This is a genomic window from Rhizobium mesosinicum (assembly GCF_019511345.1).
Taxonomy (GTDB): domain Bacteria; phylum Pseudomonadota; class Alphaproteobacteria; order Rhizobiales; family Rhizobiaceae; genus Rhizobium; species Rhizobium mesosinicum.
Genome location: NZ_JAEUAK010000001.1, coordinates 573,035 through 595,764 on the forward strand (window position 1 = coordinate 573,035; position 22,730 = coordinate 595,764).

Below are 22,730 nucleotides of genomic sequence, written 5' to 3' on the forward strand. Positions count from 1 at the left end.
TGCTCCGTCGAGAATGGGCCCGGCGGCGGATAGTGCCGCCGGGATGAAATCATCATCGGGGAATGACTATTCGATGCCGAGGTCCTTGCGAACCTTTTCGTAGTCGCCACGCAGAGCGAGGGAACCCGAGGTCAGCGTGACCTTTTCCGGCTCCTTGCCGTTGGCGATCCAGTCATACATGTTGAGCGCGGTCTCATAGCCGTGACGCTTTGGCGAGATGATGACCGTGCCGAAGAAGCCGGTTGCGGACGGCTTCTTGAACTCGTTAATCGCCGATTCAGCGCCACCGATGCCGACGCCGATCATGTTGTCGGCGGGAATGCCGACCGATTCAGAGGCGCGAACGGCGCCGAGTACGGCTTCGTCGTTGAGGCCGAAGGCGATCCAGTACTTCACGTCGGCATGCTTGTTGAGAACGGTGGTCGCAGCGTTGAGTGCTGCTTCCGTATCCGTCTTTGCCTGCGGCGCGTCATAGATGTTTTCGGCCGGGAAGCCGGCAGCCTTTAGAACCGAGATCGCGCCTTCGACGCGGTCGACGGCGGTCGGCAGTTGATCGTAGGAAACGCGGATCGCGCCGACATTCTTCATGTCCCAACCGCGCTTCTTCATTTCGTCGACGATCGCCTGGCCCACGCCTTCGCCGATCTTGGTAGCGGAAATGCCCATATGCGGCACGTCTTCAAGCGGCTTGCCATCGGCGCCGACCAGACGGTCGTCAACCGTCATCAGCTTGAGCTGGTTGGCGGCAGCTTTGGCGACAATGCCGGGGCCGAGCTTGACGTCAGGCGTGCAGATGATGAAGCCCTGGGCGCCCTGCGCACCGAGGTTGTCGATCGCCGACTGGACCTTCTCGCCATCTTCAGCGCCGATCTTGACGACAGTGAAACCCTTTTCCTTGGCGGCCTGATCGGCGAATTTCCATTCGTCCTGGAACCAGGGCTCTTCCGGCTGCTTCACGATGAACCCGATCTTGACATCCTCCGCCAATACGGAGCCGGCGGCCAGAACGGCAAAGGCGCCAGCGAGGACGGCTGCTTTGAAGAAGCGCATTATCTCTCTCCCTAAATCTCGATCTGCCGCTCACTCGGCAGCGACTACTGAATATGAACAAACATCATACCAGTCAATGTTTGTGTATGATTATTTCTGCGATTTCGCGGGTGAAAAGGCAGTTGAAGTCTACGACGCGGCGCCGTTGATCGATAAATTGGCGGGAAATAGGCTCTTGTTCATCTCTGAGCCCGAAAATAAATCCTATATATTGACATTCGAGCGACCAATAATAGGGTGCCGCCACAGTCCGGATCAGCCTCGATCTCGCGGAGAAGACGTCGCTTCATGGCCATTATCGATTTGCAGGGCGGCGCGCTTTCGGCCCGCATTTCTACGGCAGGCGGCCTGCTCCTTCATTATTCCTGGATGCGGGACGGCCTGACGATCCCACTTCTGCGGCCGGCAGCCGATGCTGCCGATGCACTTTCCTCTGCCTGCTATCCGCTCGTGCCCTTCGGCAATCGCGTCAGAGGCAACCGCTTCACCTTCAAGGGGCGCGACTATAGCCTGCGGCCGAACAGGGACTGGGATCCACATTACCTGCATGGCGACGGCTGGCTGGCGGAATGGGACCTTCTTTGCAGGGATAGCGGCAACGCGCGGATCGCTTTTCGTCATCGAGCCGACGGCACGCCCTATAGCTACCAGGCAGAGCAGAGCTTCGCACTGACGGCAGACGGGTTGGAACTTTCCATGCGGGTGGAAAATACCGGTGACGAAGCCTTGCCTTTCGGGCTTGGCTGGCATCCCTTCTTTCCCCTGACCGAGCGCACGACGCTTCTGGCAAAGGCCGAGCGCTTCTGGAGCGAAGCGGAGGGCTGGCTGCCGGGCGAGCCCGCCGAAATCCCCGCGGAACTCGATTTCTCGCGGGCAGCGGCGTTGCCTCAACACTGGATCAACAACGGCTTCGAGGGTTGGAACGGTATGGCGCGCATCACCTGGCCCGAGACGAAAACAGCGCTCGACCTGACGGCCGACCCCATCTTCCGCCACGCCGTCCTCTTCCTGTCGGACGAGCGTTTCGACCCGGGATTTCGCAGGGACTATTTCTGCTTCGAGCCCATGTCGCATCTCGCCAACGGGCACGATCTTCCTGGTCTCGGCGACCTCACCGTCCTGTGGCCAGGCGAAAGCCTCGCGGGCTCGATCCGTCTGAAGCCACAGGAGATCGGCTGATTATCACGCGCATAAAGAGGAAACAGACGATGCCAAACCGCCTTTCCGGAAAACGGGTCTTCATCACGGGCGCCGCCCAAGGGATCGGACAAGCGATCGCCGAGGCATTCGCGGCCGAGGATGCCCGCCTCTTCCTCGTCGATCGCGATGAAAAGTTGCTCGAGGAGACCGCTGCCGCCCTTGCTGCAAAGGGGGCCGTGCTCGGCTACCAGGCAGCCGATATCGCTGATGGTGATGCAATCAAGGCGGCCGTTGCAAAAGCGGCGGGCGAGATCGGCAGCATCAATGCCCTCGTCAACAATGCCGGCGTCAACGTCTTTGCCGAACCCTTACGGGCGACAGACGAAGAGTGGCAGCGCTGCTTCGACATCAATCTCAAGGGCGCCTGGCACTGCTGCCGCTCTGTGCTACCGCAGATGATCGCGGAAGGTGGTGGCGTGATCCTCAATATCGCCTCGACCCACGCCTTCACCATCATTCCCCACACCTTCCCCTACCCTCTCGCCAAACATGCGCTGCTCGGCATGACCAAGTCCCTCGGCATCGAATATGCGCCTCAAAACGTGCGTGTGAACGCGATCGCGCCCGGCTACGTCTCGACCCAGAAGGTCATCGATTACTGGAACGGCTTTGCCGATCCGGAAAAGGCACGGGACGAAACGATGAAACTGCATCCAGGCGGTCGCATCGCCACGCCGAAGGAAATCGCCATGGCGGCGGTTTTCATGATCTCGGATGAGTGCACCTTCATGAACGCCACCTGCCTGACGATCGATGGCGGCTTGAGCGTCATGCAGCACCAATAGGAGCGGCCCCTCCCCCTCTCCGTGGCCTCAGAGTGCAGCCGCTCACATCTATTGTCTAGTTTTTGCGCAGCAGCATTACTTGACACAATTTTGGGCGATCCATAGAGTTTTATCCATCTGGTAAAAAAGAGGGGAACTCATGAAAAATCAGATCATTATGTCTCGCCGCACGGTGCTTGCCTCCGGCATGGCACTCGGTGCAACCGCCTTTGCACCCAAGCTCTGGGCGCAGGAAAAACTGAAGGTTGCAGGCATTCACGCCTCGCCGGTCGAAAATGCCTGGAACTCCTGTCTGCACAAGGCCCTTCAGGACGCCGCTTCGGAAGGCGTGATCGAATATGTCTTTTCCGAAGGCGTTTCGGGCACCGACTATCCGCGTGCCATGCGCGAATATGCCGAGCAGGGCAGCGCCCTCATCGTCGGCGAGGCCTATGCCGTCGAGCGCGAAGCCCGCCAGGTTGCCGCCGACTATCCGAAGACCGCTTTCATGCTGGGCTCCAGCGGCGAGCCATCGGGCGACAATTTCGGCGTCTTCGGCACCTGGAACCATGACGGCGCCTATCTTGCCGGCATGCTCGCGGGCAAGATGACGAAGTCGGGCATTGTCGGCTCGGTCGGCGCGCTGCCGATCCCTGAGGTCAACATGCTGATGAATGCCTTTGCTGCCGGCGTGAAGGAAGTCCGCCCGGATGCCAAGCACCTCGTCGCCTTCATCGGCACCTTCTTTGATCCGCCGAAGGCACGCGAAGCAGGCCTTGCCCAGATCGATGCCGGTGCCGATATCCTGTTCGGCGAACGTATCGGCACGGCGGATGCCGCCAAGGAGCGTGGCATCAAGTCGGTCGGTTCACTGATCGACTATACGCCGCGTTATCCAGAGACCGTCTTTGCCAATGCCATCTGGGGCTTCCGTCCGATCCTCAATGCCGCAATCGCCGATGTGAAGGCCGGCAAGCCGACCGGCAACAACTACACCCGCTTCGGCCTGATGAAGGAAGGCGGCAGCGATATCGTATACGTCAAGGGCGTCGCACCGGCGGAAGCCGAAGCGGCCATGGAGGCCAAACGCGCCGCCATCAAGTCCGGCGCCTTTGAGGTTCCGATCATGCCCGAGGAGCCGAAGTAAGCCGGCATCTGCATGAACGGGATTGAGAAAAGCAAGGGCTCGATACCGGGCGGCGACGCGATTGCACTCGCCGCCCGGATCGGGACCGGTGCATTTGATTGCACCGAAGCGATGAAGGCTGCGATTTCCGCCGCCAGGGCGAAGGATGCGCTGGGCGCGATCTGTCATCTGGACGAAGATCTGGGTCTCGCGAATGCCGCCGTACTTGATCGCGAATATCGGGACAATTCCGCCATATTCTCCGTCCGGCCGTTTGCCGGCGTGCCAACGCTTGCCAAGGATCTCGGCGGCCCGTTCAAGGGTCTTCCAGTTCGCGCTGGTTCACGACTCTTCGACGGCATGCTCGATCCGTCTGCCGATTCCGATCTGGCAGATCGTTTTCGTCAGGCCGGTTTCAGCCTCTTCGGTCTCACCACCAGTCCGGAAGCCGGTCTCTCTCTCGCAAGCGAACCCATGCGCGGACCCGTCTGTCGCAATCCGCTCGATCCGTCCCGTACGGCGGGTGGCTCTTCCGGTGGCGCCGCCGCTGCGGTTGCTGCCGGGGTCGTAGCGATTGCCCACGCAACGGATGCCGGTGGTTCCATTCGCGTGCCCGCCGCCTGTTGTGGTCTAATCGGCTTGAAGCCCAGCCGCGGCGCCATTCCAGGCGGCCCGGGCTTCGGCAATCATCTTGGCGGTATCGCCAGTGAGCTGGCGGTCTGCCGCTCGGTCCGCGATGCCGGTGCTATCTTCGACGCGCTTCATGGAAGACCCGCCGGCCCTTACCCGGAGCCGGCACTCGACAGGAGCGAAAGACCCCGCCGGCGCATCGGCCTGCTGACCGATACCGGCAGCGACTTTCCGACCGAGGCTGCACGGCAGCAAGCCGTAGGGGCTGCGGCCCGCAGCCTCGAGGGGGACGGACATGAGATCGTCATCGTGGACTGGCAGCGGCTTGAAGCAAGTGTCATCGCGAGTGCCGCCATTTTCGCCGACATCATCGCAGTCAATCTGGCATGGCTCGTCGATAGCCTCCATCTTGACCTCTCGAAAGCCGAACCTCTGACGGCAGCCTTTGCCGTGCGCGGGGCCAGACTTGCGCCGACTGCGCTCTGGCAGAGCCTCAGCACCATGCCGCATGTCAGCCATGACCTCTGGCACCTGTTCGACGATATCGACTGCCTGCTGACGCCGATGCTTGCGACAGCCCCTCTGCCGATCGGCTCCTTCCCGACTGACCATCAGGATACCGACCTGCATCTGAACCGCATGGCGCGCTTTGCGCCACTCGCCTGTCTTGCCAATATTTCCGGCTTTCCGGCGCTGACACTTCCTTTTGGAAGCGATGCGGACGGAATGCCGCTGCCTGTGCAATTGCTGGCGCCGATGGGCCGGGAACCACTGCTGCTTGCCCTTGCCTCGCGGCTGGAAGCAGAGCAACGTTGGATCCACCCCCATGCCATTGCGGGACTTGCCTCATGACATCAGCTCCCGTGCTCCAGCTCGACGGCATCAGCAAGCGTTTCGGCGCGATCCAGGCCAATGACGATATTTCGCTGAGCCTCGCCAAGGGCGAAGTGCTGGCCCTGCTTGGCGAAAACGGCGCCGGCAAGACGACGCTGATGAGCATCCTCTTCGGCCATTATGTGCCGGATGCCGGCACGATTCATGTCGAAGGCAGTGAATTGCCGGTCGGCCGGCCGCGCGCGGCGATCCGCGCCGGCATCGGCATGGTGCACCAGCATTTCTCCCTGGCGTCGAATTTGACCGTACTCGAAAACGTCATGACGGGAACGGAAAAGCTCTGGTCGTTTAAATCGGAAAGGGCGGCCGGCCGCGCCAGGCTTCTCTCCATTGCCTCCCGCTTCGGTCTCGCCGTCAACCCCGATGCCCGGCTCGGCGACCTCTCGGTCGGCGAGCAGCAGCGCGTCGAAATTCTGAAGGCGCTCTATAACGACGCCCGAATTCTCATCCTCGACGAGCCGACGGCGGTCTTGACCAATATCGAGGCGGAGCGCCTTTTCCAGACGCTTCGGGAAATGGCCCGGCAGGGCCTGTCGCTGATCTTCATTTCTCACAAGCTTGACGAAGTGATCAGTGCAGCCGACCGCGTCGTCGTGCTGCGCGGCGGAAAGGTCGTCGCCGAACGGCTGACCGGTGAGACCAGCAAGGCCGAACTTGCCGAACTCATGGTCGGGAGGCGGGTGACGCGCCCGGTCCGCGAGGCGTCGACGCCCGGCGAGGTCGTCTTCGAAGCGGTCGGCGTCACCGTTCGCGACGGCAGCCAGGATCGGCTGAAGGATATCAGCTTACGGCTTCATGCGGGCGAAACGCTTGGCATCATTGGCGTCTCCGGCAATGGCCAGGCGACGCTCAGTCATCTTGTCAGCGGATTGGTTGGATGGAGCCGAGGCGATATCATGCTCTTCGGGCAGCCGGTCACCGAACTCAGTGTCAAAAATCTCATCGATGCCGGCATCGGCCGTATTCCGGAGGATCGCAACAAGGAAGGGACGATCGGCGAACTCGCGGTCTGGGAAAATGCCGTGCTGGAGCGCATCGCCTCGCCGCGCTTCTCTCGCCATGGGCTCGTCGACCGCAAGGCCGGCATGGCCTTCGCCCAGGAGATTATCGCCGAATTCGATATTCGCGGCGGCGGACCGGCAACGCGCACGCGACTTCTGTCGGGCGGCAACATGCAAAAGCTGATCCTCGGCCGCAACCTGCACGACAGGCCGAAGATCCTGATTGCGGCACAGCCGACACGCGGGCTCGATGAAGGCGCGGTTGCCGCCGTCCATGCCCGCATATTGCAGGCACGCAAGGAAGGCACGGCCGTGCTTCTGATATCGGAGGATCTGGACGAGGTGATCGGCCTTGCCGATCGCATCCAGGCGATCGTCAAGGGGCGCCTGTCGCCCGCCATCGACGCGCAAAGCGCAGATCCCCGAAAACTCGGCCTGATGATGTCAGGTGAATGGACGTCCGAGGCCCAGCATGCGTCTTGAACGCCGCGATCATCGTCCCCTTTATCTGGTCGTGGCAGCGCCTGTCGCTGCCGTCATCGCCGCACTCGCCATCGCCGGGATCCTGATCGCGTTCGCCGGTGCACCCGTTTTCGAGGCCTATCGGCGTATTCTGACCGGCGCCTTCGGCTCGCGGCTTTCGGCGACGGAGACGCTGACGCGGGCGACACCGCTGATGCTGACCGGCCTTGCCGCGGCCGTCGCCTTCCGCGCCCGGCTCTGGAATATCGGCGCCGAAGGCCAGTTCTATCTCGGCGCCATCACGGTTGCCGCACTCGGCTCCAAACTGCTGGCAGGCCTGCCGGCGGCACTTCTCATCCCAGTTCTGCTGATTACGGGTGCCGTCGCCGGCATGGTGCTGATCCTTGTACCGCTCTGGCTGCGGCTGCGCTTTTCCGTCGATGAGGTCGTCACCAGCCTGCTGTTGAATTTCGTCGCCCTGCTCTTCGTCTCCATGCTGGTCGATGGCGTCCTGAAGGATCCGCTTGCCTTCGGCTGGCCGCAATCGATACCAGTCAGCGATCATGCGCTGCTGTCGAAACTGGTGGCGCGCTCACGGCTGCATCTCGGCTTCATCATCGCCATCGTCATTGCATTTGCCGTATACTTCCTCCAGTCACGCACGGTCTTCGGCCTACGCTCGCGCGCTGCCGGTCTCAATCCTGCCGGCGCCGTCTTTGCGGGCGTGCCGCTTGGCATGACGCTGGTGAAGGTCGCCTGCCTTTCCGGTGGTCTGGCGGGTCTCGCCGGTGCGATCGAGGTGATGGGCGTGAAAGGCTATGTGACGACGGATCTCTCGCCCGGCTTCGGCTATTCCGGCATCATCGTCGCCATGCTCGCCAACCTGCATCCGATCGGAGTGATTGCCGCAGCACTCTTCACTGCCACGATGTTCGTTGGCGCCGACGGCATGAGCCGGGCGCTCGGCATACCGACCTATATTGCCGATGTGACAGTCGCAGTCTCTCTGCTCACCATGCTTATTGCCCTGTTCTTCACGCAATACAGGATCCGCAGATGACGGCGCTGATCGACATTGTCTCGTCCGCAGGCCTCTGGGCGGCAGTGCTGCGCATCGCGACCCCGCTGATCTTCGGCACGCTCGGCGCGCTTCTCTGCGAAAGGGCGGGCGTCCTCAATCTCGGCATCGAGGGCATCATGACCTTCGGAGCGATGATCGGCTGGCTAGCGGTCTTCCACGGCGCCGACCTCTGGACCGGTCTTCTGGTCGCAGCCTTCGCCGGCGCGGTCTTCGGCCTTTTGCACGCGCTTTTGACCGTCACGCTCGGCCTGTCGCAGCACGTCACCGGCCTTGGCATTACACTCTTTGCCTCCAGCCTCAGCTATTTCATCTTCCGCCTGGTCGTGCCGCTTGCCGGCACACCGCCAACGATCGCGCCCTTCCAGCCGCTCGATATCCCCCTTCTCTCCAGCCTGCCCTTCCTTGGCCCGGCCCTTTTTGCACAGACGGCGCCGACCTATCTGGCGATCTTCCTGGCACTCGCGATGGGTTATCTGATCTTTCGAACGCCGCTTGGCCTGACGATCCGCATGACCGGCGAAAACCCGCATGCGGCCGAAGCGCAGGGCATTGATCCGATCCGGGTCCGCTATGGCGCGATCATTGCCGGAAGCGCCTTGATGGCGGTCGGCGGCGCCTTCCTGACGCTCTCTGCCTTCAACAGCTTCTTCCCGACAATGGTCCAGGGGCGCGGCTGGATTTCCATCGCGCTCGTCGTCTTCGCCTCGTGGCGGCCAGGCCGGGCTCTGCTGGGCGCTCTGCTCTTCGCCTTCTTCGACGCCTTCCAGCTGCGGCTGCAGACCGTGCTCGGTGGGGTCGTGCCCTATCAGCTTTTCCTGATGACGCCCTATCTCCTGTCGATCGCGGCTCTTGCCGTGATGGCGCGACGCGCCCGCGTGCCGCAGGCGCTGATGCAGCCCTATCGCCGCGGCGAGCGGTGATCCCATCCTTGAACCACAACAGACCGGTGTCGCCATGTTTGACCTGATCATCAGAAACGCAAATCTTCCCGATGGCCGCAACGGCATCGACATCGCCATAGACAACGGCAAAATCGTCGAGGTGGCGGCCAGGATCGAGGCCAGTGCCGGCGAGGAAATCGACGCGACCGGCCGTCTCGTCAGCCCGCCCTTCGTCGATCCGCATTTCCATATGGATGCGACGCTCTCGCTCGGCCTGCCGCGCATGAACCGCTCCGGCACGCTGCTCGAAGGCATTGCGCTCTGGGGCGAACTTCGGCCAATCCTGACCCGCGAAGCCTTGGTGGAGCGGGCGCTGCGTTATTGCGATCTGGCCGTCTCGCAGGGGCTTCTCGCCATCCGCAGCCATGTCGATACCAGCGATCCCAGGCTGGTGACCGCCGAGGCGCTGATCGAGGTGCGCGAGAAGGTCGCTCCCTATATCGACCTGCAGCTCGTCGCCTTTCCGCAGGATGGTTACTATCGTTCGCCCGGCGGCGTCGACGCCCTGAACCGCGCGCTCGACATGGGTCTCGATATCGTCGGCGGCATTCCGCATTTCGAGCGCACCATGGCCGATGGCGCAGCCTCGGTCGCAGCTCTCTGCCGCATCGCCGCCGATCGTGGCCTGCCGGTCGACATGCATTGTGACGAGACCGACGATCCGCTGTCGCGCCATATCGAAACGCTTGCTGCCGAAACGGTCCGTTTCGGCCTGCAGGGACGCGTCGCCGGCTCACACCTGACCTCCATGCACTCGATGGATAACTATTACGTCTCCAAGCTCATTCCGCTGATGGCGGAGGCGCAAATCAACGTCATCCCCAATCCGCTCATCAACATCATGCTGCAGGGACGGCACGACACCTACCCGAAGCGACGCGGCATGACACGGGTGCGCGAACTGATGGACGCCGGCCTCAACGTCTCCTTCGGCCATGACTGCGTGATGGACCCCTGGTATTCGATGGGCTCCGGCGACATGCTGGAGGTCGGCCATATGGCAATCCATGTCACCCAGATGGCCGGCATCGACGACAAGAGGAAGATTTTCGACGCGCTGACCGTCAACTCGGCAAAGACGATGGGCCTTGAAGGCTACGGCCTGGAAAAGGGCAGGAACGCCGATCTTGTCATCCTGCAGGCGCGCGATCCGCTGGAAGCGCTCAGGCTGAAGGCGAACCGGCTGGCCGTCATCCGGCGCGGCAAGGTCATCGCGCGTTCGGCTCCGCGGATTGCAGAACTGCATCTTGCCGGACGCCCGGCAACGGTTGACGGGGCCACTTATGCGCCGATCGTCCCTGGCGCCTAAACCTCTCCTTGGGTGCGCGCGCTCAGCTCTCGCCTTTGACCTGGATGAGATAGGGCGGCGTCAGGCCTGAGGGCACGGCGGGCAGGTGCCGGAGGATTTCTGCAGGGGGCGAATGTCCCTCCTGCGTCTACTTCACCTTTGCGACATGGCAGGAGATCTAACGCTCAGGCTTTCTGCCAAAAACCGCTTGCGAGCCGCAAGGAGGGCGAGTGGTCGGTGATACCGGAGTGTTCCACCTCGATTGACCCGGACGGCGCCGAGATTGCCGGGCACTATCCTGCTTTGCTAACCACCCGCTCCGAACCCGCGGTAAGCCTGGAACCCTTCTGCGCCGGAAGACGTTTTCAATCCGTCTGCCCCGTCTCGAAATTCATCAACAATTCGCAGACCCACGGATCCGGATGACAACACAGCAGATCCTCGCCTTCTCCGTCATTGCTGTCATGATGGGGGTCTTCATCTGGGATCGGTTCAGATATGACGTCGTCGCATGCTGCGCTCTCGTTCTGTCCGTTGCTGTCGGTATCGTGCCGAAGGACAAGGCCTTTTCCGGTTTTTCCGATGATATCGTCATCATCGTCGGCAGTGCGTTGATCGTTTCGGCCGGCGTGGCGCGATCGGGCGTCGTCGATATGGCGATCAAGCGCTTCTTTCCGAATCTCAATACGCTGCATAGCCAGCTGGCCATTCTGATGATCGTCGTGGCGCTGCTTTCCGCCTTCATCAAAAATATCGGCGCCCTGGCTATTATGATGCCGGTCGCCTTTCAGTTCGCCAGGAAGTCGGGCGCCTCACCATCCAAATATCTGATGCCCATGTCGTTCGCCGCCCTGCTCGGGGGCCTGATGACGCAGATCGGCACGTCGCCCAATATCGTCGTCTCGCGGCTGAGAGAGGAGATGACCGGCAGCTCCTTCACCATGTTCGATTTCACCCCTGTTGGAGGAGTCCTGACGATTGCCGGCGTGATCTTCCTCATCTTCTTTCATTGGCTGGTGCCAAGCCGCACGAAACAGGGCCGCTCGATCGAGGAAGCGGTCGAGATCACGAATTATACGTCCGAAGCAATGGTGGCGGCCGAATCGCCGATGGTGGGAAAACCGGTCAGCGACCTCATCAGGCCCGGTGACGGCGAGGCGATCGCCACGTCCGTCTTGCGCGGCGCGACGCGCATGTCGCCCTTCCCCGATCTGACTTTGCGGGAAAACGATATCGTCCTGCTGGAAGGTCCGTCTGCCGCGATCGACCGCATCGTTTCGGCGGGCAAGCTGCAGCTCTCCGGCAAACCGATAAGGGAGAATGGGCAAACGCAGACGGAACTTATTTCCATCGAAACGATCATCGGCCAGGAATCGCCCTTGAAGGGTCGCTCCGCCAAAGAAATTGCGCTCGCCTATACGCGCGGTGTCAATCTGCTGGCCGTCAGCCGGCATGGTCAACGGCTGCAGGAGCGCCTTGCCAATCTGACGCTTGCTGCCGGCGACGTGTTGGTGCTGCAGGGCAGCCGGGAAAATCTGCCTGTCGTTATTCAGGACCTGGCGCTGCTACCGCTTGCCCAACGCGAGATCCTGCTCGGCACGCGCAGGCGGGCCTTCATTCCGCTGGTCATCCTGGCGCTTGCCATGGGGACGACGGCAATCGGCCTTGCGCCGGTGCCTGTGGCCTTCTTTGCTGCGGCACTCGCCATGGTCGTCTTCCGGGCGATACCTCTTGCCGATATCTACAAATCGGTAGACGGGCCGATCCTCATCATGCTGGCGGCGCTGATCCCAGTCTCGGATTCACTGCGCACGTCAGGCGGCAGCGATTTGATTGCGCATGGACTGGGCGAGGTTGCCAAGGGCTTGCCGGCGTGGAGTGCGCTCGGATTGATCCTGATCGTCGCGATGGCGGTGACGCCCTTCCTCAACAACGCGGCCACGGTCCTCGTCATGGCCCCCATTGCCGCCGGTTTCGCAACCGATCTCGGCTTCAGGCCAGAAGCCTTCCTGATGGCGGTGGCGATCGGAGCCGGCTGCGATTTCCTGACGCCGGTCGGCCACCAATGCAACACACTGGTCTTCGGGCCAGGGGGATACAGGTTCTCCGACTACCCGCGCCTCGGCCTGCCACTGTCGTTTCTGATCATCCTCGTCAGCGTGCCGGTGTTGCTCTATGTCTGGCCAGTCAGCTGATTGCTGATTTAAGACAGACCGGCTCAAGCGCCAACCGCGCCGGCCCGTCACGCCAGAGATCGGCAAACCACAGGTCCTCAGGCCAAGGATACACTCGCTTCTGTTTCACCGGGCGGCCGGTAGGAATCATGAGATCTACGGCCGCGGCTTGTCGGCCTGCGGGAGGGTTTCCGATGCCGATCGTTCCGCTGGATTCGAAGGGCTCCCGAAGCGCGTGTAGACTGCGCCTATGATAATACCGAGCACCAGGAGCGCGAGCACGTAGAAAATCATGCCGCGAATTGCAATGCGTGGAGTCTTTGCCATGGAATGCTCCTCTGTCACCACGATGAACGCCGCGGACTTGGCAGTGTTCCCCGCGAGGCAGCCACCCCAGGGCAAGACGATGCAAAGTGATAGTTTTCGGAATGCTCGCTCAGCGTATCCTTTTGCTTTAACCGCCACCAGCGCTGACGGGAGGCGGTCCCCCACACGGAAAATGACCTTCATCGCCGGCCGCAGAGCGTGCTCCCATATTCCTTTCCCGTACAGTGAGCGAGGAACGTTCCGAGCGGCCTGCCGTTCCTGCCTCCGAACTGAAACCTTATGGACCTGCCACCCGGTCACTATAAGAGCGGTGGGGATTTTCCGCCCTGCGACAAGGATTGCAGAGCGGCGATGCTCGCCCGCAGCCGGGGGGCTGCGAAATCCAGAAAGTGGCGCATCTTGAGCGGCATCTGCCCACGGGCGAGATGGACCAGGTGGATGGGGGCGGGCTCCGGTTCGAAGTCTTCAAGCACGAGTTTGAGCGTGCCGGCCGCAACCGCTTCTGCGACCTGATAATAGAGCAGCCTGGTGACGCCAGCGCCGCGGATGGCGGCCTCCGCAGCCGCTTCGGTCGTGGTGAGGGAAAGCCGCGGTGTAATTGCCACCTCGACTGACTTGCTGACGCCAGGCTTTCGAAACTGCCAGCCTGCAAACGGGCTCAGGACTTCAACACTGATGCAGGGTAGATCCCGGAGATCGGCCGGCTCCTTCGGAACCCTGCGACCTGCAAACAGAGCGGGGCTGCCGCAGACCACCCTGCGAACCGAACCGACGCGAGTTGCGACCATGGCGCTGTCGGGCAGATCGCCGATGCGCACCGCCATGTCGACATGCTCCTCGACGAGATCGATATTCCGGTCCGCCAGCATCAGCCGCACGTTGATTGCCGGAAAGGCAGCCAGAAAGTCGGTTACGACGGGCAGGACATGAAGGCGGCCAAATTGGACCGGAGCCGTTAACACCAGATCGCCCTTCGGCATCGCGAACTCGCCGGATGCCTGGCGTTCGGCCTCTTCAACCTGCTCAAGAATGCGCTTCACCGCTTCTACATAGGTAGCACCCGCATCGGTAAGAGCGATCTTTCGTGTGGTTCGGGTTAGGAGCTTGGTTCCGAGCAACGCCTCGAGCTCGGTGATCTTGCGGCTCAGTGTCGGCAGCGGAATTTTCAGCGACCGGCTGGCCGCAGACAGGTTTCCCCTGTTCACCACTTCCAGCAGCATTGACATCGCTTCGAACCGGTCCAAACCATTCTTCCATTTTTTGATAAAATCACTTCCAATAAAAGCATATTCTCTTTGGGAATGGAAATCGTCAAATTCTAGTCGACAAGCTAATCACGACTTGTCCAAAGGAGATCATCCATGTCCCGCATTTCCATCCCCACCAAAGACGAAGCACCGGAAGCAACTAAGCCGACACTCGATAGCATCCAGAAGGCGTTGGGTTTCGTTCCGAACATTTTTCGTCTGGTTGCCAACAGCCCAGCAGCGTTGGGCGCGTTCACCAGCTTTCAAGGTGCATTGTCGAAGACGCTCAACGTCAAGACGCGTGAACGGATCGCGCTCGCCGTCGCGGAGGTGAACGGATGCGGCTACTGTCTGTCGGCCCATACCTATCTCGGCCTCAACCTGGCAAAAATCAGCCCGGAAGAAATCGCGTTGAACCGCAAGGGTAGCTCCTCTGATGCCAAGGCAAACGCTGCGGTCAGCTTTGCGGCCAGGATTGCCGAGGCACGCGGCCACGTCTCCGATGCCGATCTCGCAGCCGTGCGCGCAGCCGGATTCTCTGATGCGCAGATCGTCGAAATCGTCGCGCTCGTCGCCGAGAATACCTTTACGAATTATCTGAACGAGGTCGCCAGGACAGATATCGACTTTCCGGCGGTTCCCGCTGCCAATGCGGCCTGATGGATGAGGAGCAGGGTTGACGCTCTGCTCCTCCCCGACACTTTGAGGAGACGGATCATGACCTACGGATTTCTCGAGATAGCCTCGACCCCCAGTGTGCGCGCCGCACAGGCGGAAATGGGTGTTCAGGACTTCTGGACCAATCTGCCGAGCGAACGCAGCTTCGACCGCTTCACGGAAAACGAGAGCGCCTTCATTGCGTCCCGCGACAGCTTCTACATTGCCTCCGTTTCCGAAACCGGCTGGCCCTATGTCCAGCACCGAGGCGGGCCGCAGGGTTTCCTGAAGGTTCTTGACGATCGCACGCTCGCCTTTGCGGACTATCGCGGCAACCGCCAGTACATCAGCACAGGCAATCTCGCCGCCAATGACAGGGTCTGTCTGTTCCTGATGGACTATCCCCGCCGGGCACGCTTGAAGATCTATGCGCATGCGGAAAAAATGGCGCTCGATGGCGATCCGACACTGACGGAGCTGCTTGTCACGCCGACCTATCGTGCCAAGCCCGAACGCCTCTTCCGCCTGCGGCTCGAAGCCTTCGACTGGAACTGCCCGCAGCATATCACGCCGCGTTATACCGAGGCGGAGATTGCCGTCGCCGTCCAGCCCCTTCGTCAGCGCCTGGCTGAACTGGAGGCAGAGAACGCGGCCTTGCGGGCGCAGGCCGTAAACTCTGCCGATACTAGTGGCTGAATGGCGAGAGCCCCATGCCTGGAAATCGCCGCCATGGCATACTCATCTGTTTCGGCCGGGCCGCTTGGCGTCAGTCCGAAACCGTCACGTCGATCCAGCGGCCGATCCCTTGGTTGCCATAGATATCGACATCAACCCAGACATTACCGTGGACGATCATTGCTGCAGCTTCCTGGGTCATGGAGCCATTGCGGAGCATGGCTTCGAGCGATTGGCGATTGGCGGGATCGGCAAAGAACGAGTCCGATTGGTCATCACTGTCGCGAATACCGTACCGGTGGAAGTTGGCTCGATCCTGCCGGATAATCTCCCAAGGCTGTGTGAGCCGCGTTCCGCTTGAATTGAAGAGATCAGCCTCACCGATATAGGCACGGTAGTGCTCCACCAGGCGGTTTGCATGACCGGCCGTCACATTCGACTGGGCAAGCGCAGGGTGGCCGGCAAACAGCACACTGACGATGATCGAAATGATTTTTTTCATGGCGCTCCTTTCAGGACACCAATATTGGGAGTTGAAGATGTTTGCCAGGCTCAAGGCCGGGAATGGTTAATGTGGCAAACGTCTTGGGCTCATCACCCGCAGCAAATGCATGCCCCTTGAGCTGATCGGCGCTCTGACCGTCTGTCGCCACTCGCCATCAATCCAAGGCAAAGCTTCGGGGCCGGCGCTGTCAACATGACTGAGCAGCGACTCTCGCCGCCGGCATGTACGGCAACAAGAGGCTGAACATTGGAATTCATGTGGCCCTCGCGGTTCTGTTCGTGGCGGCCTTTGCAAGAGGTCGCCGCCGCCTTACCCGATAGCGCCAAGACCTTGAAAGTCGAGGTCTCCATTCCCCGGTTGCAGACCGGTACCATCTGTTTCGACAGGCCTTATTACCATGGGCGCGACAGGCGGAGGAGAGTTCAGTCGAAAAAGCCCGCATCCTCTTCGCTGAGATATTTCCTGGCCCCTTCAGCGTCGATGTCGAGGCCGAGCCCCGGCGCTTCCAGCAGGTCCACCATGCTGTCCTTCACGATCTGAGGCGGCAAGCCGATGACTAGGTCCTCCCACCAAGGGTCGGAGGCGCTCGGATATTCGAATGCCACGTAATTTGCGGGCAAGGTAGCGCAGACATTGATCAACGCGCCGAGGCCCAGCAGTCCGTTGGCTGTGCCGTGCGGTGCCATCAGGATCGAGTGCATGTAGGCGTGCTCGGCGACCCATTTGAGCTCGGCAATGCCGCCAATATCGGCTGGATCGGGGCCGATGACGCGTACTGCCTGCGTCTCGATCAGTTCCTTGAAATTGTGCCGCAGGTAGATCTGCTCGCCAGTGTGGATCGGCGTCGAGGTGGAGGTTGTCAGTTCCCGATAGGCCTGCGGATTGACCCACGGCACGTAGTCGCCAGTCAGCATGTCCTCGAGCCACATCAAATTGTACTTTTCGACCGCGCGAGCGAACTTGATCGCATCGGGCAGCATCCAGCCCGGGCCGCAGTCAAGCGCCAGGCTGACTTTGTCCCCCAGCACCTCCTTCATCGCGATTACGCAGTCGAGCATGTGATTGAAACCGCGCTCGCTGATCACCCCTTGATCCATGGTACCGTGATAGCCGGCCTTCTTCTGCGTCACGCCGTAGTGGAAGTCCTCGATGGTATCCTTCATGTTGGAGTGGAACGAGATGCCTTGCTTGACCATGAAGAAGTTCTGCGGCTGCTCCATCATCCATCTGACGTCAGCGGCGTAATCCTCCGGCCGGTCGCCCGTGCGTTTCTGGCGAATCGAGCCGTTATAGACGCGTACCTTGTCCCGCACCTTGCCGCCGAGCAGTTTATAGACGGGTACGCCCGCGGCCTTGCCGGCAATATCCCACAGCGCATGCTCGATAGCGCTCACCGCCGCGCCGTACGGCTTGAAGGAGCCGCGCTGGCGGATCTTCAGCATCACTCTCTCGACGTCGGTCGGATCCTCGCCGATCAGCGCCTCGCGGAAATGCAACACAAAGGGCTTGAGATAGGACTTGGTGAATTCGACTTCACCCAGGCCATAGAGGCCCTCGTCGGTTACGATGCGGACGATCGGGTGTCTGCCGATGACAGCACAGCGGAGATCGGTAATCTTCATCTTCGGTCCTTCTTGCCTCAGCTCCAGGTGCGATCCCAGGAATATTCATCGTCCCAGTGATCCGTAGGCAGCCAAATGCCGCTGACACCCGGCTGCAGATGCTGCGAGATCACCTCGTCGACGACATCGTCGATCCCCAGGCCCGGCTTGTCCGAAACGGTAATGAAGCCATCCTTCACCAGCGGCTTCGGAAGGCCGGTGACGATGTCGTCCCACCAGTCGACATCGGCCGAGTGGTATTCGAGCGCCATGAAATTTTCGGTCGCCGTCGCAACATGTGCGGCGGCCATGGCCGCGATCGGACTTTCTGCCATGTGGATAGCCATGGCGACACCACGGTCCTGCGCCATGTCGCCGATCTTTTTAGTTTCGAGAATGCCGCCGCTGGTGAGCAGGTCAGGGTGGATAACGGAGACGCCGCCGCTCTTCAGCAGAGGCTCGAAGCCTTCCTTGAGGTATATATCCTCGCCGGTGCAGATCGGCACCGTGGTGGCGTCCTGCAGTTGTCGGTATTGTTCGGTATACTGCCATGGGATCACATCCTCGAGCCAGGCTGGGACATATTTTTCAATTCGCCTGGCAAGGCGAATGCCGTTCTGCATCGAGATATGGCCGATATGGTCGATCGCCAGCGGCACATCCATACCGATGACCTCACGGACCTCGGCGATATATTGCTCGAGCAGGTCGAGGCCCTTATCGGAAAAGTGCAGGGCGGTAAATGGGTGCGGAATGTTATGCAAATCGTACGCAGCATTGCGGGCGCGCCGTTCTTCAATGGTCTTCAGCGGCCCGCGACGGGGGTCGTCGCGGTATCCTTCCAGCGAGCCAGCCGGAAAGACGACCGCACCGGGCACATCGGCGATCTGCATCAGCCCCAGATCCATCTTGAGGAAGGTGAAGCCGAGCTCCATGCGCTGCTTGAGACGTCTCCCGGTCTCGGTGCCGCTCGGCACCGTCGCGTCGGTATCGCAGTAGACGCGCACTTTGTCCCGAAAACGGCCGCCGAGCATCTGGTAGATGGGAACGCCATAGGCCTTGCCGGCAAGATCCCACAAGGCGATTTCAACCGCCGATACGCCGCCGCCCTGCCGGCCGTGCCCACCGAACTGCTTGATGCGGCGAAACAGGCGGTCGATGTCGCAAGGGTTTTCGCCAAGCAACCGGCTCTTCAGCATCAGCGCGTAGGTGGCGCTGGCGCCGTCGCGCACCTCGCCAAGCCCGACGATACCCTGGTTGGTGTAAATCTTCAGCAGCACTGAGGTGAACGGCGCGCCGACAATTTCGGCTACCCGCATGTCGGTGATGCGAAGGTCGGACGGCCTGGAACGGGTGTTAATCCGATTGAGCGCCTCGTCGGCTCCATCTGCCTCTAGCATGGTTTATCCTCGTTCTGGTCGGAGGGCACTTTGGGATGGCATTGATGGTGGCTGGCTAGTCCAGCTCGATCTCGTGATCTTGAAGATAGTCGCGGTTCATTTCGACGCCGAGACCTGGCTTGGAGTTAAGCTTGAGGCTGCCGTTCGAAACGTCGAGTGGCCTATCGATGAGATGATCATATTTGCCCAGGTTCCACTCCGACGTTTCGAGCTTGTAGAAGTTGGGAACGGTCATCATCACCTGCGCGCCCGCAACCACGTTGATCGGCCCTGCGGCGTCATGCGGCGAGACGGGGATATAGTAGGCTTCGCACAGGGCAGAAATCTTCTTGAGTTCGGTAATGCCGCCGGTCCAGGTGACATCAGGCATGATGTAGTCGGCGAGCCTGTTTTCGAGCACCGGCACGAAATCCCACTTGGTGTGGCCGCGCTCGCCCCACGAGATAGCGGCGCTTACCTTCTCACGGACTTGCTTGAGCGCGTTGAGGCTCTCGGGTGGACAGGGCTCTTCGAACCAGTCGATCTGACCGGCTTCCTCAAGGCTCCGGCAAAGGCGGATGGCGGTCGGAACATCGAAGCGGCCATGCGCATCGATGAGGATGTCGATGTCAGGTCCCGCCGTTTCGCGGATCAGGGCGGTAAGCTCGGCGGCTTCGCGCTCGTCCTTGCGGGTCATGCTGCCATCGAGATAGCCGTCCCGCTGCTCGCGAGCCTGTCCGCCGGCGATGCGGCCCTGATGGGGAAAAGGATCGAACTTGAGCGCGGTGTGGCCCGACTCGACGATGTCTCTGATTTCCCGGACCACAGCCTCCTTGCTGGTAAACTTGCGCTGGTCGGGATGGGTGTAGAGCGAAATTTCATCACGAACCGGTCCGCCCAAGAGCTCGTAAATCGGCTTGCCAAGGACTTTGCCGCGAATGTCCCAGAGGGCGATGTCGATGGCGCTTACACATTCGACTGCCGCACCGCGACTGCCCATGTAGGTGAAGCTGCGGAATATCTTGTGCCACAGATACTCGATCCGCGCCGCGTCCTCGCCGGCAATAGCGGCACCGATCTGCCGCAAGATCGTGCAGAGGGCACGATTGGCGAGCCTTGTCGTAGTAGTGATCTCGCCCCAGCCGCTCACCCCCTCGTCGGTCGTCACTTCGACGAACAGGAATTCTCCCCAATAAGAAGCATCGGATTTGATGAGCCACGGCCGAACGCTGGTGATTTTCATCTCAACTGCCTTTAACTGAAGTGGTGGGGATAATGGTATTCAGGTTATGGGCTCTATCCTGCCCGAGCAGCATTACGCGCACGCATATGTTCGAGGATGTGCCGGCCGGAGCCCTCGACGTGGCGTGCAATGAGGTCGGCTGCCTCAGTCGCATGTCCTGCTTTTACATGCTCTATGAGCTCGCGATGCTCGCTCAGGATTGCGGCACGCCGGGCGAGCGTGAAGTCGAAACGCCGGCTCACGGCTCGCAGCACCTCGCGATGCTTCCACCAGAGCTCGGCGGCATGGCGGTTGTAGTGCTTTTGGTACATGACGGTGTGAAAGGCGGTGTCCAGCTCGCTGTGCCTGAACGGGTCGGCGAAGTTATTCTCTTCAATCAGGCCCTGGATGCGTTCGAGTTCAGCAATGTCCTCGACGGTGGCCATATTCACGAACCATTTCGTCAGTGCCGGCTCGATCAAGACCCCAATCTCGTAGATGTCCCGAACGAAATCCTGATCTATGGGCCTCACACGTGCCCCGCGATTGGGAACGAAGGTGACAAAGCCCTCCCCGCGTAACAGTTGCAGAGCCTCGCGCACAGGGTTGGTTGAGGTGCCGTGGCGTCGGGCGAGATCGGTGACAACAAGCCGCTCGTTGGCAGCGAGCCGCCCCTCGATGATGTCTTCCCTGATCAGCTGATAAAGCGAGGCGCCTTCGCTGGAGGCCCCCATAGCGTCGATGCCTTCGGGTGGTTGCGCTTTAAAATCACTTGTTTCGGCCAAGACTGTCCCCAGGAAATACACACAATATTCGGATATCACGCAAATTTTGCGGAAACAATGTACGATTTCTCTCATTGACAGACAATCTTCGATCTGAAAACGTATGATTAGGTCGAAGGGATACATTAGGGAAGGTCCCACGGCCGGGAGCAAAGACCGCTCGCCTCGACGCAGAGCGGCATGGGAGAGAACCTGGGAGGTTGCCTATGACGAGGATTTCACTCGGCCGTGCCGTTCTGCGCGGCACTGTTTCGACTGCTTTAATGGTATCGTTGATGTCCGCGTCTGCGCTGGGTGCGCCGGTCGATTTAAGCAAATGGTCGCCGGAATACGTTCGCTCCATCGCCGGCACACAGGATTTTGACACGGCCGGCGATTGCGCCAAGGTCACTCCGCTCGACTACAAGGGGCGACTGACTTTCTGGTATCAGGGCGTGTTCGAGGGCGATCCCGACCTCCTGCGGCAGTATTACAAGGACTTCTTCGAGACCTTCCGCAAAACCTATCCAAACATCCAACTTGAGGAACAAGCCCTCACTTATAATGACCTGCTGGACAAGTTCCGGACCGCACTTCTGGGCAATGCAGCGCCCATGGCGGTCCGCCTGCAAATCCTTGGCGGCACCGAGTTCGCCTCAAAGGGCTATCTGGAACCACTCAAACCCGAGGATGTAGGCTATTCGACCGAGGACTTCTGGCCCGGTGCGATGAAGGCCGTGACCTGGGAGGGCGTGACCTACGGCATTCCGACCAACAATGAGACCATGGCGTTCATCTGGAACGCCGACATCTTCAAGCGTGCGGGCCTCGATCCGAACAAGGCTCCGGCAACCTGGGACGACGTCGTCAAATATTCCAAGCAGATCCACGACAGACTCGGCGTTGCCGGCTACGGCCTCGTGGCACGCAAGAACGCCGGCAATACGCCGTACCGTTTCATGCCACAGCTGTGGGCCTTTGGCGGCGGAGTCTTCGACGAAGCTGCTGCCAACCCGACCTATAAGGAAGTCGAGCTCAATAGCCCGCAAAGCAAGGCGGCGTTGCAAGCCTCCTACGATATGTATGTTCGCGACAAGTCGGTTCCGGTTTCGGCGCTCACAAACCAGCAGGCCGATAACCAGCCCCTCTTCCTGGCCGGCCAGCTCGGCATGATGATCTCGCACCCGTCAGACTATAACGTCATGCTCGACCTGCAGAAGAAGACGACAGGAAGCGACAAGGAAAAAGCGCAGACCGTCATCGACAACATGCGCTACGGCCTCATTCCGACAGGCCCCGACGGCAAGCGTGCCGTCGTGTTTGGTGGCTCCAACATTCACATCCTGAAACCCGAATATGTCGAGGGCGGCAAGGTAGACGAGCCGGCGGCAAAGGCTATCATCTGCATGTGGACTAGCCCGGAATGGTCGCTGAAGATGGCCTATGCCGGCTCCAACCCGGGAAACCTCAACGGCTTCAAGACCAGATGGATGAAGGAGCGTCTCGATAGTATCAAGTTCCTTGATGTCACGACTTCGATGCTGCCATACGGCATCCCGTTCCCGGCGCTGCCACAGTCGCCTGAGATCATGAACATCATCATACCGGACATGCTGCAGAATGCCCTGACAGGAGCCATGACCGTCGACCAAGCAGCGGACGACGCGGCCAAGAAGGTCAAAGACCTGATGGACGGCGGTCTCTAGTCCAAGCCTGACCACGATCTGACCGGCTGCGCCGAG

The 22,730-nt window shown here is 60.7% G+C and carries 20 protein-coding genes; 12 read left to right on the forward strand and 8 right to left on the reverse strand.

Annotated features, from left to right (window positions below; all coding sequences use genetic code 11):
• Positions 1 to 66 precede the first annotated feature (66 nt).
• Complete coding sequence (locus JNB85_RS02650) at positions 67 to 1,050, reverse strand: arabinose ABC transporter substrate-binding protein (RefSeq protein ID WP_018115414.1); 984 nt, start codon at positions 1,048 to 1,050, stop codon at positions 67 to 69.
• Between the two features lie 288 nt (positions 1,051 to 1,338).
• Here JNB85_RS02650 and JNB85_RS02655 point away from each other — a divergent pair, with 288 nt between their 5' ends.
• The 9 genes from JNB85_RS02655 to JNB85_RS02695 all read left to right on the forward strand — a co-directional run bounded on the left by JNB85_RS02655 (position 1,339) and on the right by JNB85_RS02695 (position 12,632).
• Positions 1,339 to 2,229 (forward strand): aldose 1-epimerase, encoded by an 891-nt coding sequence (locus JNB85_RS02655; protein WP_220332835.1) that lies wholly within the window; start codon positions 1,339 to 1,341, stop codon positions 2,227 to 2,229.
• Between the two features lie 29 nt (positions 2,230 to 2,258).
• A complete protein-coding gene (locus tag JNB85_RS02660; protein ID WP_220332836.1) occupies positions 2,259 to 3,035 on the forward strand; it encodes an SDR family oxidoreductase in 777 nt (258 codons plus the stop codon).
• A 139-nt stretch (positions 3,036 to 3,174) separates the two neighbouring features.
• Entirely contained in the window at positions 3,175 to 4,161 is a 987-nt protein-coding gene (locus tag JNB85_RS02665) for a BMP family protein (protein ID WP_220332837.1), read from the forward strand.
• Between the two features lie 12 nt (positions 4,162 to 4,173).
• Entirely contained in the window at positions 4,174 to 5,622 is a 1,449-nt protein-coding gene (locus tag JNB85_RS02670) for an amidase (protein ID WP_220332838.1), read from the forward strand.
• Positions 5,619 to 7,148 carry an ABC transporter ATP-binding protein gene (locus tag JNB85_RS02675; protein WP_220332839.1) on the forward strand — a complete coding sequence of 510 codons (1,530 nt, stop codon included), beginning with the start codon at positions 5,619 to 5,621 and terminating at the stop codon, positions 7,146 to 7,148. The genes JNB85_RS02670 and JNB85_RS02675 overlap by 4 nt, the downstream gene beginning before the upstream one ends.
• Positions 7,138 to 8,187 (forward strand): ABC transporter permease, encoded by a 1,050-nt coding sequence (locus tag JNB85_RS02680; RefSeq protein ID WP_220332840.1) that lies wholly within the window; start codon positions 7,138 to 7,140, stop codon positions 8,185 to 8,187. The genes JNB85_RS02675 and JNB85_RS02680 overlap by 11 nt, the downstream gene beginning before the upstream one ends.
• Complete coding sequence (locus JNB85_RS02685; RefSeq protein WP_220332841.1) at positions 8,184 to 9,128, forward strand: ABC transporter permease; 945 nt, start codon at positions 8,184 to 8,186, stop codon at positions 9,126 to 9,128. Before JNB85_RS02680 ends, JNB85_RS02685 begins: the two co-directional genes overlap by 4 nt.
• A 34-nt stretch (positions 9,129 to 9,162) precedes the next feature.
• Positions 9,163 to 10,458, forward strand: a complete 1,296-nt coding sequence (locus tag JNB85_RS02690) for an amidohydrolase family protein (RefSeq protein WP_220332842.1) — start codon at positions 9,163 to 9,165, stop codon at positions 10,456 to 10,458.
• 401 nt (positions 10,459 to 10,859) lie between these two features.
• Positions 10,860 to 12,632, forward strand: coding sequence for an SLC13 family permease (locus JNB85_RS02695; protein WP_220332843.1), 1,773 nt, complete (start codon positions 10,860 to 10,862; stop codon positions 12,630 to 12,632).
• Positions 12,633 to 12,767: 135 nt separating this feature from the next.
• Here the strand turns inward: JNB85_RS02695 and JNB85_RS02700 are convergent, their stop codons facing one another.
• Both JNB85_RS02700 and JNB85_RS02705 read right to left on the reverse strand, forming a co-directional pair.
• The gene (locus JNB85_RS02700) at positions 12,768 to 12,938 is read right to left on the reverse strand and encodes a hypothetical protein (protein WP_183827084.1); all 171 of its coding nucleotides are present in this window, start codon (positions 12,936 to 12,938) and stop codon (positions 12,768 to 12,770) included.
• 299 nt (positions 12,939 to 13,237) lie between these two features.
• The gene (locus JNB85_RS02705) at positions 13,238 to 14,182 is read right to left on the reverse strand and encodes a LysR family transcriptional regulator (protein WP_220332844.1); all 945 of its coding nucleotides are present in this window, start codon (positions 14,180 to 14,182) and stop codon (positions 13,238 to 13,240) included.
• A gap of 117 nt (positions 14,183 to 14,299) precedes the next feature.
• On the opposite strand from JNB85_RS02705, the gene JNB85_RS02710 reads away from it, so the two are divergent.
• Together JNB85_RS02710 and JNB85_RS02715 are read left to right on the forward strand one after the other, a co-directional pair.
• Positions 14,300 to 14,845, forward strand: coding sequence for a carboxymuconolactone decarboxylase family protein (locus JNB85_RS02710; RefSeq protein ID WP_220332845.1), 546 nt, complete (start codon positions 14,300 to 14,302; stop codon positions 14,843 to 14,845).
• A 57-nt stretch (positions 14,846 to 14,902) separates the two neighbouring features.
• Positions 14,903 to 15,538 (forward strand): pyridoxamine 5'-phosphate oxidase family protein, encoded by a 636-nt coding sequence (locus JNB85_RS02715; RefSeq protein WP_220332846.1) that lies wholly within the window; start codon positions 14,903 to 14,905, stop codon positions 15,536 to 15,538.
• A gap of 70 nt (positions 15,539 to 15,608) precedes the next feature.
• On the opposite strand, the gene JNB85_RS02720 is transcribed toward JNB85_RS02715, so the two are convergent.
• The 5 genes from JNB85_RS02720 to JNB85_RS02740 all read right to left on the reverse strand — a co-directional run bounded on the left by JNB85_RS02720 (position 15,609) and on the right by JNB85_RS02740 (position 21,009).
• Positions 15,609 to 16,019 (reverse strand): hypothetical protein, encoded by a 411-nt coding sequence (locus JNB85_RS02720; RefSeq protein ID WP_220332847.1) that lies wholly within the window; start codon positions 16,017 to 16,019, stop codon positions 15,609 to 15,611.
• A 425-nt stretch (positions 16,020 to 16,444) separates the two neighbouring features.
• Positions 16,445 to 17,644 carry a mandelate racemase/muconate lactonizing enzyme family protein gene (locus JNB85_RS02725; RefSeq protein ID WP_220332848.1) on the reverse strand — a complete coding sequence of 400 codons (1,200 nt, stop codon included), beginning with the start codon at positions 17,642 to 17,644 and terminating at the stop codon, positions 16,445 to 16,447.
• A gap of 17 nt (positions 17,645 to 17,661) precedes the next feature.
• Positions 17,662 to 19,023 (reverse strand): mandelate racemase/muconate lactonizing enzyme family protein, encoded by a 1,362-nt coding sequence (locus JNB85_RS02730; protein ID WP_220332849.1) that lies wholly within the window; start codon positions 19,021 to 19,023, stop codon positions 17,662 to 17,664.
• A gap of 55 nt (positions 19,024 to 19,078) precedes the next feature.
• Positions 19,079 to 20,245, reverse strand: a complete 1,167-nt coding sequence (locus JNB85_RS02735) for a mandelate racemase/muconate lactonizing enzyme family protein (RefSeq protein ID WP_220332850.1) — start codon at positions 20,243 to 20,245, stop codon at positions 19,079 to 19,081.
• Positions 20,246 to 20,298: 53 nt separating this feature from the next.
• Positions 20,299 to 21,009 carry a GntR family transcriptional regulator gene (locus JNB85_RS02740; RefSeq protein WP_220332851.1) on the reverse strand — a complete coding sequence of 237 codons (711 nt, stop codon included), beginning with the start codon at positions 21,007 to 21,009 and terminating at the stop codon, positions 20,299 to 20,301.
• A gap of 206 nt (positions 21,010 to 21,215) precedes the next feature.
• On the opposite strand from JNB85_RS02740, the gene JNB85_RS02745 reads away from it, so the two are divergent.
• Positions 21,216 to 22,694 carry an ABC transporter substrate-binding protein gene (locus JNB85_RS02745; RefSeq protein WP_220332852.1) on the forward strand — a complete coding sequence of 493 codons (1,479 nt, stop codon included), beginning with the start codon at positions 21,216 to 21,218 and terminating at the stop codon, positions 22,692 to 22,694.
• The last annotated feature ends 36 nt before the right edge of the window (positions 22,695 to 22,730 follow it).

Coding starts and splice junctions, on each gene's coding strand:
- JNB85_RS02675 (WP_220332839.1), top strand. CDS start 5,619: ATGACATCAGCTCCCGTGCTCCAGCTCGACGGCATCAGCAAGCGTTTC.
- JNB85_RS02660 (WP_220332836.1), top strand. CDS start 2,259: ATGCCAAACCGCCTTTCCGGAAAACGGGTCTTCATCACGGGCGCCGCC.
- JNB85_RS02695 (WP_220332843.1), top strand. CDS start 10,860: ATGACAACACAGCAGATCCTCGCCTTCTCCGTCATTGCTGTCATGATG.
- JNB85_RS02730 (WP_220332849.1), bottom strand. CDS start 19,023: ATGCTAGAGGCAGATGGAGCCGACGAGGCGCTCAATCGGATTAACACC.
- JNB85_RS02650 (WP_018115414.1), bottom strand. CDS start 1,050: ATGCGCTTCTTCAAAGCAGCCGTCCTCGCTGGCGCCTTTGCCGTTCTG.
- JNB85_RS02665 (WP_220332837.1), top strand. CDS start 3,175: ATGAAAAATCAGATCATTATGTCTCGCCGCACGGTGCTTGCCTCCGGC.
- JNB85_RS02700 (WP_183827084.1), bottom strand. CDS start 12,938: ATGGCAAAGACTCCACGCATTGCAATTCGCGGCATGATTTTCTACGTG.
- JNB85_RS02685 (WP_220332841.1), top strand. CDS start 8,184: ATGACGGCGCTGATCGACATTGTCTCGTCCGCAGGCCTCTGGGCGGCA.
- JNB85_RS02720 (WP_220332847.1), bottom strand. CDS start 16,019: ATGAAAAAAATCATTTCGATCATCGTCAGTGTGCTGTTTGCCGGCCAC.
- JNB85_RS02680 (WP_220332840.1), top strand. CDS start 7,138: ATGCGTCTTGAACGCCGCGATCATCGTCCCCTTTATCTGGTCGTGGCA.
- JNB85_RS02690 (WP_220332842.1), top strand. CDS start 9,163: ATGTTTGACCTGATCATCAGAAACGCAAATCTTCCCGATGGCCGCAAC.
- JNB85_RS02725 (WP_220332848.1), bottom strand. CDS start 17,644: ATGAAGATTACCGATCTCCGCTGTGCTGTCATCGGCAGACACCCGATC.
- JNB85_RS02745 (WP_220332852.1), top strand. CDS start 21,216: ATGACGAGGATTTCACTCGGCCGTGCCGTTCTGCGCGGCACTGTTTCG.
- JNB85_RS02710 (WP_220332845.1), top strand. CDS start 14,300: ATGTCCCGCATTTCCATCCCCACCAAAGACGAAGCACCGGAAGCAACT.
- JNB85_RS02655 (WP_220332835.1), top strand. CDS start 1,339: ATGGCCATTATCGATTTGCAGGGCGGCGCGCTTTCGGCCCGCATTTCT.
- JNB85_RS02715 (WP_220332846.1), top strand. CDS start 14,903: ATGACCTACGGATTTCTCGAGATAGCCTCGACCCCCAGTGTGCGCGCC.
- JNB85_RS02670 (WP_220332838.1), top strand. CDS start 4,174: ATGAACGGGATTGAGAAAAGCAAGGGCTCGATACCGGGCGGCGACGCG.
- JNB85_RS02735 (WP_220332850.1), bottom strand. CDS start 20,245: ATGAAAATCACCAGCGTTCGGCCGTGGCTCATCAAATCCGATGCTTCT.